Source organism: Planktothrix sp. FACHB-1365, assembly GCF_014697575.1.
Classification (GTDB): domain Bacteria; phylum Cyanobacteriota; class Cyanobacteriia; order Cyanobacteriales; family Microcoleaceae; genus Planktothrix.
The window spans coordinates 243,451-258,594 of the sequence record NZ_JACJSC010000001.1 but is presented as its reverse complement, the minus strand read 5'-3'; the positions used below and the strand labels follow the sequence as shown (position 1 = coordinate 258,594).

The window sequence follows — 15,144 nt, the reverse complement described above, 5'->3', positions numbered from 1 at the left end:
CCTACTTAACAGGCAAGATGCCTGTTCCACACACCTGACATCTCAAGTTAAGGCATAATAGATCAAAACGAGTATTCTTTTGATCCCCGAAAACAATTAAGGTTTAGAAAAAAGCAATGATATTTTCTGAGTCTTCCCAATACCGAATTCATAACTATTCCCATCACGGGGTCATAAGCGATACCCATTTGCAAACCCTCTCTCCGAGTAATATTGTCCCGATTGTGATTGAACAGTCTGGGATGGGGGAACGGGCTTTTGACCTTTATTCCCGTCTGTTGAGAGAACGGATTATTTTTCTGGGAACACCCATTGATGATGATGTGGCGAATGCCCTCACCGCCCAGATGTTGTTCTTGGAAGCCGAAGACCCAGAAAAAGATATCCAAATTTACATTAACTCTCCGGGGGGTTCTGTTACCGCAGGGATGGCAATTTTTGATACCATGCAGCAAATCCGCCCGGATATTGTCACCATCTGTTATGGACTGGCGGCAAGTATGGGGGCTTTTCTGTTATCGGCGGGAACCCCTGGTAAACGGATGTCTCTGCCCAGTTCTCGAATTATGATTCACCAACCCCTAGGGGGAGCGCAAGGGCAAGCGGTAGACATTGAAATTCAAGCCAAAGAAATTCTGTATCATAAGCGTATTCTCAATGAGTTACTGGCTGAACATACAGGTCAACCCATTGAACGCATTCAGGAAGATACCGAACGGGACTTCTATATGTCTGCTGAAGATGCGAAAGAATATGGTCTAATAGATAAGGTGATCTCCAGCACCCAAAGTCTTCCGATTCCCGGAGAGTCTGTTCCCGCAACCTAAGATGAGGCAACTATGTCTAAGTACGACTCCCATCTAAAATGTTCTTTCTGTGGCAAATCCCAGGAGCAAGTTCGCAAGTTAATTGCAGGGCCAGGCGTCTATATCTGCGATGAATGTGTGGAGCTATGTAATGAAATTTTAGATGAGGAGTTATTTGATAGTAGTTCGGCAACAGCACCCTCTCCTTCCCCTCGCCCCCAATCGGCTCCACCTCCCCAACGACGGCAACGGACGGGACGAGTGGCTTTAAATCAAATTCCTAAACCGAGAGAAATTAAATCCTATCTGGACTCACACGTCATTGGTCAAGATGAGGCAAAAAAAGTTCTCTCGGTTGCCGTTTATAACCACTATAAACGTTTGGGATTTGTGCAAACGAAGGCCGCTGGACGACCCACAGAAGATAATGTGGAGTTACAAAAATCTAATATTCTCTTAATTGGCCCCACCGGATGTGGGAAAACCCTATTGGCGGAAACCTTGGCCAAAATGCTTGATGTACCGTTTGCGGTTGCTGATGCGACAACGTTAACGGAAGCGGGCTATGTGGGGGAAGATGTAGAAAATATTCTGTTGCGGTTGTTACAGGTTGCTGATTTTGATGTGGAAGAAGCGCAACGGGGAATTGTTTATATTGATGAAATTGATAAAATCGCCCGGAAGAGTGAAAATCCCTCGATAACACGGGATGTGTCTGGGGAAGGGGTACAACAAGCCCTGTTAAAAATGTTAGAGGGAACCATTGCCAATGTCCCCCCCCAAGGTGGACGCAAACATCCTTATCAAGATTGTATTCAAATTGATACCAGTAATATCCTGTTTATCTGTGGTGGCGCCTTTGTGGGGTTAGATAAACTGGTGGATCAGAGAACGGGTAAAAAGTCAATGGGGTTTGTCCAGCCCGGAGAAGGGCAAGCAAAGGACAAACGCACTGTTGATGCCCTCAAACGCATGGAACCGGATGATTTAGTCAAATTTGGGTTAATTCCTGAATTGATTGGTCGGATACCGATGGTAGCCGTCTTAGAACCCTTAGATGAAGATGCGTTGGTGGCTATTTTAACGGAACCTCGCAGTGCATTAGTCAAACAATATCAAAAATTACTGCGGATGGATAATGTGCAGTTAGAATTTGATGAAGATGCCTTAAGAGCGATCGCTCAGGAAGCCTATCGTCGCAAAACAGGCGCGAGAGCGTTACGGGGAATTGTTGAAGAATTAATGTTAGATGTGATGTATGAAATTCCCTCGCGTAAAGATTTAAAACGCTGTCGAGTTACACGGGAAATGGTAGAAAAACGATCAACCGCGGAGTTATTATTACATCCCTCTTCTTTACCTAAACCGGAATCCGCTTAATCAGTGATCAGTGATCAGTTAAGAGTTTTTAAGTCATAGTTTATCATGCCATTAAACCGATTAAATTCATTGCATCTCAGTATTAGAAAACCTCAATTCAAACTCAAAAAAATTATCCCGGTTTTTATTGGTCTATTGGCATTGTTTAGTGTTTTAGGGATAGGACAGTTTCAGGTTTTAGGACAACAACAAAATAATATTACGATTGATTTTGCGGCGCCAAGAACCGGAATTAGTTCCGCCAGTGGCTTTTTATATGGTAAAAATGCCACCCAACCGCCGGATAATATGATTAAGCCCTTACAACCTAAATTGTGGCGGACATCACAACTCGATTTGTATCCGCGAGTCATTGCCTTGGGGGCTCAATTTCAATTAATTTTAAGTGATACCTGGGGCTATGACGCACCAAGAGGATGGCCCTATGATAATTATGCTAAATGGGAAGAACACGTTCGACAAATTGCTCGACAACATAAAGATAAAGTTATATTATGGGACGTTTGGAACGAACCCGACTTAAGAGATCCCTTTTGGAAAGGTACAAGAGAACAATTTTTTGAAACCTATAAACGAGCTTACCAAGTATTACGTCAAGAATTAGGCCCCAATGTGATGATTGGTGGCCCTAGTATCGCTAAATATGATCAAAATTTCCTCACAGCTTTTTTAAATTATTGCAAAGCTAATAATTTAGAAGTTAACTTTTTATCTTGGCATGAACTTAATGATCAAGATATTACCTCGATTGCGGCTCGAATCAATAACGCTCGTCGAAGTTTACAACAAAATCCCCAATATCAAAGTTTAAAAATCCAAAAAATTTATGTCAATGAAATTATTGGCCCTACAGCCCAATATCGACCTGCGGAAATTTTAGGATATCTTTACTATACGGAATTGGGACGGGCTGATGGAGCAGCAAAAGCTTGCTGGGAGCCAGTCAACAATACCAGTGGAACAAACAATTGTTTTAATAATAGTTTAGATGGTTTGGTAACACCCGATCAGTCCTTACCCAGAGCCGCTTGGTGGGTGTATAAAGCCTATGCAGATGGTTTTAACTCACGGGTTCTGAGTCAGGCAGATAACCCTAAAATTGTTGCCTTAGCCAGTCGTTCTAATAGTGAAAGAAAAGCTCAGATTGTGTTTGGTTATTTTGAACAGGCCTTTTCTGCACCGACGGCTGGAGTTACCTTAATTCTGAAAAATTTGCAACAATTGAATTTAGCAAACTCCAGTGGCAATTTAACGCTGAGAGTACAACGAATTCCTGACTCTGGGGAACAAGTCATTAAAGAATTAGTCACACTCCGACAGGATAATGTTGCAGTCAGCAATCAAGTGGTAAGACTAACGATTCCTAATCTTCAACTTCACGAAGCCTACTTACTCACGATTAGCTAACTCAGATTATGGATTTCGGCGTAGTCGAGGGGTCTAGCCTGAGAACTTTTTAGCAAGCTATCAGTCATTAATTGAAGAACCGATTACAATCAGATATAACTTTTTTTCAGGTACTATTATGTTCCTCCGTCATCCGATTTCACTTACTCTAGGCACAATCTTGGGGTTGTCAATGACTACTCTGTTCGCCGGTTCAACTCCTGGGATGGCTGAAGCGTTAGCGCAAGGCCAAGGAAATCAACCCCCCATGAATCAGCGTTCAGGCCAACTTATGAATGCGCTGAATCCTACCCCTGAACAACAGCAGCAACTCCAAGGGATTCGCCAGGAATATCAGGGAAAAATGCAGCAACAGCAACAACAAATGCGTCAGATTCAAAAAGAATTAAATGAGTTGATGTCAGGAAATGCCTCAGAAAGTCAAATCCGTCAAAAGCATGATCAGCTAATGGTTTTGAAACAACAAATGGGACAACTTCAGTTTGATATGATGTTGAAAATGCGAGAAGTTTTAACCCCAGAACAACGCAGTCAACTAGCGGATTTGATGCAAGAACGTCGTCAAAATTCTCGTCGCGATCGCTAAAATTTGGAAAAAGGGGCTAAATTTCTAAGGGATAAAATCAGAAATCCAATCACTGATAGGGATGGAATGAAGATGGCGACTTACATCTATTTACATGGGTTTGCATCTAGCCCTTTTTCCACAAAAGCTCAATATTTGCGCGATCGCTTTGCATCTGTTGATATTCATTTAAACATTCCTGATTTGAATCAAGGGGATTTTTCCCATTTAACTTTAACTCGACAACTCCAACAGATTGAATCAGAATTTTTTCCATCTGCTTCTCCCTGTGTGGTGCTCGGATCAAGTTTTGGGGGATTAACAGCAGCTTGGTTAGCGGAAAAAAAGTTGATGATTCAAACCTAAAATTTAATCCTTAATTAGAACAACAAGCAGTCACCCATTGTTGGGCTTTTTTTCCAAATTCTAAAACCGGCTTTAGGGCAATAGGATGTAACTCAGGAAGCCAACCTTGTTTTAAAGCTTCTTCTAATTCCTGTACATTTTGTACCGTTAATCCATTACCATATAATCGGTAAAAATCGCGCAGTTTTTCATCTCTTGGAATCGCCAAATAAGGAATTCCTAATCCATAGGCAATAATCGCTCCATGCAGCCTTGTCGTAACAACAACACGACTATTCATATAAGACTGAGTAATAATATCTTCTAATCCTAAACAAGGGTATTGAATATTATCGGTGTACTCAAATTTGGGAGTGACTCGAATCACGACTTTCATTAATTCTTTATTTTCTTCGGCTGAAACTAAACCATCATGAGAACTAAATAAAACTTGATAATTCCCTAGATTCATCTGAGATCTAAACCCATCTAAATAGGCAATTGTAGGACAGGGCGCAATACTGGCATTGGGGAAATTATAGTAATCGGCAGTTACATCATCTCTAACATTCATTAAATCGCAGCGGGAGACAATTTTTTTAAGAATCTTGATATCTGCACCTGCATCTTTTTCCCCATCAGGGAGACACACTCCTACTCCCCAAATAATGAGGGGAATTTTACAGCCTATTAAAACTTGTTCCCAAAATCTATTAAAACTACGATATAAGAGTCCTGCTCCTCCAATAATTATACCTTTATAATGGGTATTAATAAAATCAAAATCAATGTTTTGATCATAGGCATTCCAAGTATCTGTGGTTAGATTCAACATTTTTTGAATCCCTAAAACTGGTAAATAGTTGCCAATATTATCAACGGACGAATAAAACTGCAAAATGGGAGAGCGAGCCACCCTTTGTTGACTCGGAATTTGAGATAAATCATAAAATTTACACCGTCGATCTAGAAAAAATTTTCGATGTAAAGGATTTAAAGTTTTCAATTTAGCATTATTGGCTCTTCTGAGAATCTTCCAAGTTAGATCGGCAATTAGATTAGAAGTTTGAAGCATGATTAATTAAAAATTAAGGGACTGTAAAGGGATTAAATTCCAGGAATTAAAGCGATGTTTTTTTGAAATGATTCAACCGATGCTGCAAATTTTTGATTTTTTGATTCAAAAATTGGGAAAATGCTTTTTTATTTTTTTCCCATTGGTTAGGAGGGATCAATTGGGGGTATTGTTCTGGATTTTTTAAATACCGATAATGTAAAAATAGTTCTCGGTAAGGGAGATCTATATCTATTCCTTGACAAAGTTGAGTAAACTGTTTAGAAGGAATACTCATATAGTGAAGATAGGTTAAGCGTTTTTCTTGATCGTATAAGATATGATTGATTTCCTGAAAATGTGATGACCAATGACTGCCCGTTGCATTATTTACATCATGATAAGCAAAGTTATAATAGGAAATTCCACTGCGCCACACCATATAATTTAACAGGGTTTGATCAGAATCTCGCCAAGCCATCACATTAGATTCTCCTGCGTTTAAATGGCTGAGTAAAAATTGAATCTTGGATTGATCAAAAATTCCTTTTTTAGAAGCAAACCAACCTGAACAAAAAATTTGAGATTTGATTACTTCTGGAGAAAATACTTTTAACAGTTCTTCTTCTGAGCAATCAAAAATATAGGTAATTGCAGATTTATATTGAAAGTCATTAACAACCCAATCATACTGTTCTAACTTTTGATAAATAAAATCTAGCGGAGCCATTAATAAAGTATCCGCATCAAAGAAAATAAATTTATCAAAATTGCCATCAAAACAACAATATTTTCGGTAACGTTCTATGCGATACATACCAGTAATTCCCCGTTCTTGCCAAGCTTGATGCGCTCTCGGATGGGATGACCAAGCTTGAGTCGCAAAGTCTTGCCATTTAGCCATTGAATCTTGATCGTCAAATAAGGTAACATTCGGGCGTTTGGCAATTTCAGCGCGAACCTTATCAATTTGATCATTATAAGGAATCACACAAACCGGAATATCTTCACCTGCATTCGCTTCAATACTATTCAGTAAAGCAACCAATTGATCATAAACAACATCATTGGCTAATGTATAAATACCGTTAGTCATAGGTTTTAATCCTCATTTAGTTAGGAATGGAAAGGAAGGGTAATAAACGAGTTAATTTTCTTTGCCAAGCAGGTTTTCCTTCATGCAAATAACGATAATATTCCCAAATATTCCAATAGGAACCTCCTTTGAGGGGTGTTCCTGCCCAGTGTAAATATTTAAGGCGTTTGCCGTTATCATAAAGGATATGATCTTTTTCTTTAAAATGTTTTGAACCGCCCCAACTCCCCGGTGCGTTTTCAGGCGGTTTCACTAAATTGCCACGTTTAGAAATTTGGGTGAGAACTAGATAGTTTAAAATGGGTTGATCTGTCACCCCTTGGCTAAAATCAAAATATTCTCGATGTTGGGAACAGTCTCTCAGAACATCATAAAGTTGTTCTAGGGAAAAAACTCCTTTTCGAGATGCCCAAAATCCACTATTAAAAACATCTTGGAGTTCTTCATCACTGAAAATATTTTTTTCTGTGACAAAAGGGGAAAAAATATTTCTGAGTTTTTCCCCGGCAAAGTGATAATCACAACAGAAGAAATCCCATTGTTTAAGGTAATCTAAGTTCGTAACAATATCCTCAAAAACAATAATATCGGTATCAATATACAGAAATTCATCTAATGGCCCAAACCAAACGGCTAATTTCCGCATTTTATTGGGAAGTTTCAGAAAATCTCGATCAAAAATTTCCCCGATTTGCTGGGTTAATTGTTCCAGAAAGTTTAAATCTGGAAAGACTTGCACCTGATGTAATTTCCCTAACGTTTCTGCAACGTCTTGATAATCGTCATTAAAAGGAATGAGATAAATTGGAACCTCTGAGTTATAATAGCGAATGCTATTGAGGAGGGCGATCGCATTTTCCTTCACCCGATTATTAGCAACAATATAAATACCTTGATTCATAACTTCTCCTTAACGGCTTAAGTTTAATTTTCTTAATATTCTCTTCAAAAGACTTGGACGGGAATTTGCATTATAATCAACCCCAGGGGTGGTAAAAATCGGTCGTTTTTCCGGTTCATGTAAATAGCGATAATACAAAAACAAATCTCGGTAGGGGAAATCAATATTTTCACCTTGACAGACCGCTTGCATAACGCAAGGTGCAATCCCAATATAATGAAGATAAGTTAAGCGATTGCCTTTATCATAAAGAATATGATCTTTTTCTTCAAAATGACTAGAGGTTACACTGTTCCCTGTCGCGATTGTTTTAGGGAAGTGATAAGCACAGTTATAAATAGGGATTCCTGAACGCATGAACATATAATTTAAAACAGGTTGATCTCCCGTTGGATAAAGAACTTCTACCTCACCTCCCTCTTGCAGATTGGACAGTAACCATTGACATTTATCCTGATCAAATACCCCTCGTTTAGTGGCATAAAACCCAGAACAAAAGATTTGAGAATCAATTAACTCTTGTGGAAAAACTTGAGTTAATTTAGGGGATTTAACATTATAAACTTTCTCAGGGTGGAGAAACTGAAAATCATAAACCACACAATCATATTCATCTAATTTTTTAAAAATAACATCCAGGGGACTCATCAATAATGTATCGGCATCCATGTAAACAAACTGCTCAAAGGGGCCAGTAAAGGCACAAAAGCGACGATGACCGCCATAAATTCTATATTGTCGATTGATACTGGCTGGACTGGCTCCCGCCATAAATTCATCCCATTGAGCGATAATCTCTTGATTGTCATATAAACTAACATTTGGACGCCGAGAAATTTCTGCGGTTAATCGTTCTAGTTTTTCATCAAAGGGAAACACACAAACGGGAGTTTCTGGGCCTAAAATAGCATCAATACTGTTGAGTAGTGCCACCAGTTGATCGTAAACTACATCATTCCCAAGGGTACAAATTCCCTGCATACTAATTCCTCCCTTTTCTTTTTATAAATTGTTGAGATGATGTTAGCCGAGCATTAAATATAGAATAAATTAGAGGTTAAACGCTTCTGTAAACTCGGATAACCAATTCAATAAATTCAGTTTGTGTAAAACAATCTGTCGAGCTTCTGCGATCGCCGATTTTGCTTCTAACCAAGCGTCAGGACTACTAATAACATCTCGAATATAGTATAATCCCTTTTCATCTAAATTGGATAATCTTAAGAAACTCCCTGGAGGCAGTAAGCGATCAGCTGCTGGCCCTCCATAATAAATTGGGAGACACCAAGCCAGTAAAGAATCCCACAGTTTTTCCGTCACATACCAATCATTATCAGCATAATTTTCAATTGCCAAGTTGTAATAATAAGGGGCCATTCCGTACCATTTATTTTTTAATTCTCCAGATGCTTTCACCCAAGCAGGTAATCCCCGACCATAAAAATCAATTTCCCGATTTTGAGCTTGTAAGGCTTTCAAAAAATCTAATCGTTTCCGATGATTAGCGGTGCGATTAATTCCCGATGTAATCCAGCTACAAGCTTTGACTTTTTCAGGTGGATTCATTTCATTTAACTCGCGAAACGAGTTGGAATGATACCAAATGGCAGGCATATAATCGGGAGTGGGAGCTAAATCATCGGGGCCAGAAATGTAACCGCAATACTGTTTTGCTTTTTCATAATTACTTTGATTAATTTCTACAATTTCTTCTAAGGGGGGTTCTCTCAATAAATAAATCATCCGCTCTTTAGGAACGCTTCTGAACTTTTCTCGAATATCAGGTTGAGGGGGTTGAGGTTTCAGGGTTTGTTTTAAGCGGTCTTTCCACGATAATTTTTTAGGAGGCTTCAAAAAATCAAATTGATAAAGTAACAAAAAATCCGGCTGGGGATGATTGGCTTGAATTCTAATATTACCCCAGGTGCCAAAACTATAAGGTGTTTGTTGCCAAAGCCAATCACTTTGGTTTAAGCCGGGATAGCTGGTAATCATGCCAACAATTTTTTCAGTCATGGTTTATTCTAATTGAATGATTTATAGACTAACAAGAGGGATACGCATCGGTTCTGAAATGTGAGCTAAAATTTTAGCAATCCGGTTTTCCTAAGACAACTGATGAGAAAATTCCAGATTTTCTGCATATACCTTTGAACAGATAAAAATTTAGCTTGAGCATAACATAAATTCCTTCAGTATAAGTTTAATTTAATTTGAAACTTTGCTATTTAAGCGAATTTTTACACTTTGTTCAATAAATTCTAGGCTATCTAGAATAAAGGTTGCTGAACGGTAGGATTCATTCAGAAGTTCCTGCCGTTCTTCAGGATCATCAACTAACTCATCAGCGAGTAATTGCAGGAAACCGATCATGGGGTTCAGGCGGCTGCGTACCTCATAGGAACTGCGAATAATGGCGCGATCGCGACTGGCTTCATCGGCAAATTGCAGGGTATACAATTGAGCATATTTTCCGCCTTTTGCGAGGAGTTGATCATGGGTTCCGATCTCCGCCAAACATCCTTGCTCTAAAACGGCAATTTGATCGGCTTTTTGAATGGTGGATAAACGGTGAGCAATGACAACCGTTGTCCGATCATGACTGAGTTTATCTATGGCCTCTTGGACTAAACGTTCAGAAACCGTATCTAAGGCACTGGTAGCTTCATCTAAAATTAGGATATCGGGATTTTGTAAGATGGCTCTGGCGATAGAAATTCGTTGACGTTGACCACCAGAGAGTAAGACACCGCGATCACCAATGGGGGTCAGAAACCCTTGGGGTAACCTAACAATAAATTCCTCAGCATTGGCTTGTTGAGCAGCCAAAATAATTTCTTCATCGGTGGCACCGGGTTTAGCGTAGGCGATATTATCTCGAACGGAGGTATTAAATAGGAAGGTATCTTGACTGACAATTCCCATTGATTTTCTTAGACTTTGTAAGTCAAAATCTCGTAAATCTTGACCATCAATTACTATAGAGCCTCCAGTTGGATCATAAAATCGGGGAAGAAGATCTGCCAAGGTGGATTTTCCCGCACCAGAACCCCCAACTAAAGCTAAAGTTGTACCACGCGGAATATACAGGTCAATATTCTGAAGCGCGATTTTGTCATGACCGGGATAGGTAAAAGAAATATTATTAAAATGAATCCCTTCTTGAAGTCCTGTAAAGGAAATGGAACCGAATTTCATAATCGGTTTATTATCCCGTCTTAAAAACTCGCCAATAATGTTAATTGCTGCCACCCGTTGAGCTAAGTTACTCCGAGCATTATTGAGTTGAGAAATCAGAGGCAAGGTACGAAATAGGATAAACAAATAGGTGAGTAAAATCGTGGATAAGGCAGTGATTTGATCTTGGGATAAAAAGAATTTCCCAATCACAATTAGCACTAACAGAACGAGCATATTCACCACTTCATTGATGGGGGCAATCGCAGCTGACGCCATTTGTGCTTTATAATCGGCTTTTTCTCGTTCCCGAATTAACTTTTTAAGCTGTTTATATTCTGGGTTTTCATTAGCAGTGGCTTTCACTAAGCGAATTCCATTCAGAACTTCCATCTGCTTAATTGAATAATTTCGGGAGGTTTCTGACAGAAGATTACCTGATTGTTTGGCTCTCCCAATAATATATTGATTTAAAATAGTGACAATAAATAGCAATAGTCCTGTTGCTAAGGTGAGTTGCCAAGAAATCGAAAGAAGAATGAGTACAAAGACAAAAATCGTGATCGATGTGGTAAACATCCCAATATAAATCCCAATCGCACTGGAAGCTCGGGCAATTTCTCCCCCTAATTGGTTAATTAAATCTCCGACTTTTGTTTTTGCATAGAAATCTAAATCCACATCTAACAGTAACTTTAATCCCGCTTCGCGCATATCACAGGTTAAGGCACGACCGAGGGAACTAGAAACTAAGCTACTCCAATAGGTGGTTAAATTTTTTAAAATTAACGCCACTAAAATTGCCCCGGCCATTAATCCCAAGCGATAAGGTTCTGGAACATCACCAAAAGGAGCCAGGATCTTTTGTATTAAAGGTGGAGCACCTTTCATTTCCATTTGTTGACCGAGGAGATTTAAGACAACCGGAACAATTAAGGTGGTACTAACGCCACTAAAAATAGCTCCAGAAAATCCTAATAAGATTGTCAAGATAATCCTAGTCGGATATTGTCGTGCATATTGAACTAAATAGTTTTTATTAAGCATACTAAAATTTTATAATTAATCCCATCCTAGCTAGGAAATTGATTGCACTGTGCCACACCTAGCTTCAAATTCAAATTCTAACGCAGTTTATCAATAACCTCCTGTAAAATAACAGCCATTGCATCGATACTGTAGTTCTCAATACATCGCTGCCGAGCTTTCCAACCTTTGGCTTGGGCTTCTTCAAAATGATCAAAAATCCTCGCTAGGGTTTGAGCAATTTGTTCAGGTGAACCTGACTTGACTAAATATCCAGTTTCCCCCAGAATTTCGGGAATATCTCCAACTTGGGTTGCTAGAATCGGTTTTGCCATGGCCATCCCATCGGTTAGCTTTAATGGAAATTGAGCTTGCGCTGCGGGAACATCTCGTTGAGGAACCACAACAACATGGGCAGCAGCAACCACTTCAGGCATCATTATAGCTGGAGTTTTTGGTAACTTAATGATCCACTGTCCCCATCGTTGCATTAATTGCTCGTCATACTCATCATAGGGGCTTCCTCCCACAATCACCAATTTAATATCTTTTTGATTGAGTTGTTCTAGGGCAATCAGAACATCTTCTAATCCTTTATAGGGTCTCGGTGCCCCCGGAAACATTAAAATTCGATAGTCCTTCAATCCATACTGGAGGCGACTGGCTTCTGGAGCATAACGCTGGGGATCAAATAAGGTGGTGTCTTTTCCATTGGGTAAATAAATGCCGCCAAAGCGTTGCTTTAAAAATTCGGTATGAAGGGTGATACAATCAGCTTGAGAAACCAACCGTTCGATCCATTTTAAGTAAAGGGGATAATCGGGTTGTCTTAAAGAGCCATCAGGTTTAAGCAGATCTCTTCCCAGTTGTTTGAGGGAAGGTTTATATTGGTATTGTTCTCCCCCATACCAGCTTAATTCCCAATCATCAATATCTAAAATCACAGGACGATGGGTTTGCCATCTTTTGAATAAAGATAAACCAAAGCTGGTGGGTTTGAGTTTATAAGCATAGATGATGTCCCCGGTAATCTGCTGCAACAGTTGTTGAGCAGATTTAAAAAATTGAGGATAATAAGTTTCTTTGATGATAGAAACAATTGGAATATCCTCGCTCAGGGTTAACGTTTCATCTGTTGCTTGAGTGAAGCCGACAATTTCGATTTCACAGTTGATTTTTTTCAGGGCTTGAGCTAGTAAAAAGGGGCGAACGGCTCCTCCCCACCTTCCGGCTCCACTACTGGATAAATCACCAACCACGATTGAAACTTTCATAGTAAAACGGGCTATCCTTGGTTAACTTTTTATGAAAGAAGGTAATAAATTAGGTTTTTTTTCCAAATCTTTATCCCTCGAAACCTTACTAATTGCAGCAATTGTCATTAGCATTTTTATTAGAGTTCTCAACTTAGGAACCCGTGAGTTTTGGTACGACGAAGTATTATCCCTCCTCTTATCGACCGGACAGAAAACTGCTTATGTTACTCCCAAGGATGTCCCTGTTGTTTTAGCTAATTATACTCTACTCCTGAATTTACCACCGGAGTCTAGTTTTAGTGATATTTTAAGAACTCTAGTCAGTCTGCTCAAAGGAATTGTTGCAGAACCTCATCCCTTTTTATTTTATCTCAGTCAGCATTTTTGGTTACGGTTATTTGGCAATAGCGAAATTGCCCAACGCAGTCTTAACACATTACTAAGTTTATTCAGTATTGGTTGTGGTTATGGTTTAGGACGAACTTTGCTCGGACATCGAGGCGGTTTATTATTTGCAGCTTTATTAGCAACTAATCCTTTCTTTTTATTCCACTCCCTGAATGTCCGAATGTATGCTCCGTTAGTGTTATGGACAATTTTAAGTGCTTGGGCTTTAATTCAGTTAATAGGTGTTGATAAGATTAATCCTCAAAGCTTTCAAATTAATACTAAAGCTTCCCTGCAATGGAAAGGACAACTGTTTTGGACTGGGGTATTAATCGCTGCTGTTGCGGCTGGATGTTTAACGTTTTATTTATTTGCTTATTGGGTCATCACTTTAGCCACTTTAGTCTTATACTTAGATCGACGTCACTGGTGGCAACACGCTTTACGTTTAGGAACTGGAGTATTAATTACAGTTCCTTGGGTGTTATGGGGAACTCGTCAACAATTACGGAATGCTGACTTAGGACGGTTTAGCACTCCTCCAGGTTTTTTTGCCACAATGGTACAGCATTTTCAAGATGTTGCTTATCTTTTAGGGGTGCAATTAGGGGTAGGAGATTGGGTGACCAGTATTCCGGTTTGGGTTGCAGTAAGTACGGGTATTTTCTGGATTATTGTTTTTACAATTGGCAGTATTCGTCTGTGGAAACTGGGAGAACATCGACGGTTAGGGACGGTATTAATTTTAGGAATCTTCCCTCTGTTCTTAGCTTTACTAGCGGATATTGTCGGTAAAAAATTTACAATTGGGTTTGGTTGGGGAAGAAGTTTGATGATTATTCTTCCGGGTTGCTTATTATTGATTACGTTATTAATTCAAGGCATCAAAAAAGAACCGTTATATCGTCTGACAGCAACGGGTTTAATTCTGGTTTATTTAACGATTAGTATTGGCGACTATAGTTTAAGACCTCGGCAAATGTTTCATCAAATTTCTGATATTATTGCCAGTGAGCCTACTACCCCTACCTTAATTGTCATGAATTCTAAAGCTTGGGGTTATGTTAACCGTTTAGCTTATTATATTTCTCCTCAATATCCCGTGTCTTTATTGGCTCAAGAATCTGCTAAACTTGCTCCAGCTTTGGAAAAATTGTTAACGTCTCAAACCTTACCCTATGGAAGAATTATTGAGTTAGAAGTTGCTGAACCTGTTTGGTCTGAACCGACAACAGCAGCAGAACGAGAAACCCTTCAAAAGATTTTACAATCTCAATATCGGCTTAAAAATAATCAGTTACTTCAAGGAACGATGGATCTTGATGAATTTACTGTTAATGTCTATCAACGCTCTTAATGTTTTAAGTTAAATATGGGAAAAATTTACACTTCATTTTCTGCCTATGTTCTCTTAAAAAATAGCGATCGCTCTTAACGCATCTAATGGTTTTAAGCGAGTTATATGAAATTCCTAAATGTTTGCTACAAATCCCCCCTGTAGAGACTAGCCATGCTTAGTCTCTACAGGGGGTTAGGGAGAATCATCTGTAGCATCTATAATGGGATTTCATATTATTTTAGAAATATGAATTTTATCAGACATCATAAATTAATCGTGTAAAATAGGTGAATTAATGTCTGTCAAAAGCAATTTTCGCCAGTTTAACGACCTTGAGAAATTTTATCATGTCCTTTTATACGTTCTTAAATGGGGCTTGGTGGTATGTAGGATTAATCGTTCAAC

At 39.1% G+C, this 15,144-nt stretch carries 13 protein-coding genes; 6 read left to right on the top strand and 7 right to left on the bottom strand.

Going from position 1 to position 15,144, the window contains the following annotated elements; all coding sequences use genetic code 11:
- Window positions 1–116 precede the first annotated feature (116 nt).
- The 5 genes from clpP (at window position 117) to H6G57_RS01165 (ending at window position 4,524) form a co-directional block, all read left to right on the top strand.
- The gene (gene clpP, locus H6G57_RS01185) at window positions 117–827 is read left to right on the top strand and encodes an ATP-dependent Clp endopeptidase proteolytic subunit ClpP (RefSeq protein ID WP_190515344.1); all 711 of its coding nucleotides are present in this window, start codon (window positions 117–119) and stop codon (window positions 825–827) included.
- A 12-nt stretch (window positions 828–839) separates the two neighbouring features.
- Window positions 840–2,186 (top strand): ATP-dependent protease ATP-binding subunit ClpX, encoded by a 1,347-nt coding sequence (clpX, locus tag H6G57_RS01180; protein WP_190515342.1) that lies wholly within the window; start codon window positions 840–842, stop codon window positions 2,184–2,186.
- Between the two features lie 45 nt (window positions 2,187–2,231).
- Window positions 2,232–3,593: a beta-xylosidase gene (locus H6G57_RS01175; RefSeq protein WP_190515341.1), complete on the top strand. Its 1,362-nt coding sequence runs from the start codon at window positions 2,232–2,234 to the stop codon at window positions 3,591–3,593.
- 172 nt (window positions 3,594–3,765) lie between these two features.
- Window positions 3,766–4,179, top strand: coding sequence for a Spy/CpxP family protein refolding chaperone (locus H6G57_RS01170; protein ID WP_190515339.1), 414 nt, complete (start codon window positions 3,766–3,768; stop codon window positions 4,177–4,179).
- 72 nt (window positions 4,180–4,251) lie between these two features.
- Window positions 4,252–4,524: a YqiA/YcfP family alpha/beta fold hydrolase gene (locus H6G57_RS01165; protein WP_190515337.1), complete on the top strand. Its 273-nt coding sequence runs from the start codon at window positions 4,252–4,254 to the stop codon at window positions 4,522–4,524.
- A gap of 10 nt (window positions 4,525–4,534) precedes the next feature.
- Here the strand turns inward: H6G57_RS01165 and H6G57_RS01160 are convergent, their stop codons facing one another.
- From H6G57_RS01160 to H6G57_RS01130, 7 genes are all read right to left on the bottom strand, one after another.
- Window positions 4,535–5,578, bottom strand: a complete 1,044-nt coding sequence (locus tag H6G57_RS01160; protein ID WP_190515336.1) for a polysaccharide pyruvyl transferase family protein — start codon at window positions 5,576–5,578, stop codon at window positions 4,535–4,537.
- Between the two features lie 46 nt (window positions 5,579–5,624).
- A complete protein-coding gene (locus H6G57_RS01155; RefSeq protein ID WP_190515334.1) occupies window positions 5,625–6,653 on the bottom strand; it encodes an Npun_R2821/Npun_R2822 family protein in 1,029 nt (342 codons plus the stop codon).
- A gap of 16 nt (window positions 6,654–6,669) precedes the next feature.
- Window positions 6,670–7,554 carry an Npun_R2821/Npun_R2822 family protein gene (locus H6G57_RS01150; RefSeq protein ID WP_190515333.1) on the bottom strand — a complete coding sequence of 295 codons (885 nt, stop codon included), beginning with the start codon at window positions 7,552–7,554 and terminating at the stop codon, window positions 6,670–6,672.
- Window positions 7,555–7,563: 9 nt separating this feature from the next.
- The gene (locus H6G57_RS01145; protein WP_190515331.1) at window positions 7,564–8,535 is read right to left on the bottom strand and encodes an Npun_R2821/Npun_R2822 family protein; all 972 of its coding nucleotides are present in this window, start codon (window positions 8,533–8,535) and stop codon (window positions 7,564–7,566) included.
- Window positions 8,536–8,604: 69 nt separating this feature from the next.
- Entirely contained in the window at window positions 8,605–9,570 is a 966-nt protein-coding gene (locus H6G57_RS01140; protein WP_190515329.1) for a glycosyltransferase family 10 domain-containing protein, read from the bottom strand.
- A gap of 192 nt (window positions 9,571–9,762) precedes the next feature.
- Window positions 9,763–11,778, bottom strand: coding sequence for an ABC transporter ATP-binding protein (locus H6G57_RS01135; RefSeq protein ID WP_190515328.1), 2,016 nt, complete (start codon window positions 11,776–11,778; stop codon window positions 9,763–9,765).
- A gap of 77 nt (window positions 11,779–11,855) precedes the next feature.
- Window positions 11,856–13,031, bottom strand: coding sequence for a glycosyltransferase family 4 protein (locus H6G57_RS01130; RefSeq protein ID WP_190515326.1), 1,176 nt, complete (start codon window positions 13,029–13,031; stop codon window positions 11,856–11,858).
- A gap of 31 nt (window positions 13,032–13,062) precedes the next feature.
- Here H6G57_RS01130 and H6G57_RS01125 point away from each other — a divergent pair, with 31 nt between their 5' ends.
- Window positions 13,063–14,757 (top strand): glycosyltransferase family 39 protein, encoded by a 1,695-nt coding sequence (locus H6G57_RS01125; protein ID WP_190515324.1) that lies wholly within the window; start codon window positions 13,063–13,065, stop codon window positions 14,755–14,757.
- Window positions 14,758–15,144 lie beyond the last annotated feature (387 nt).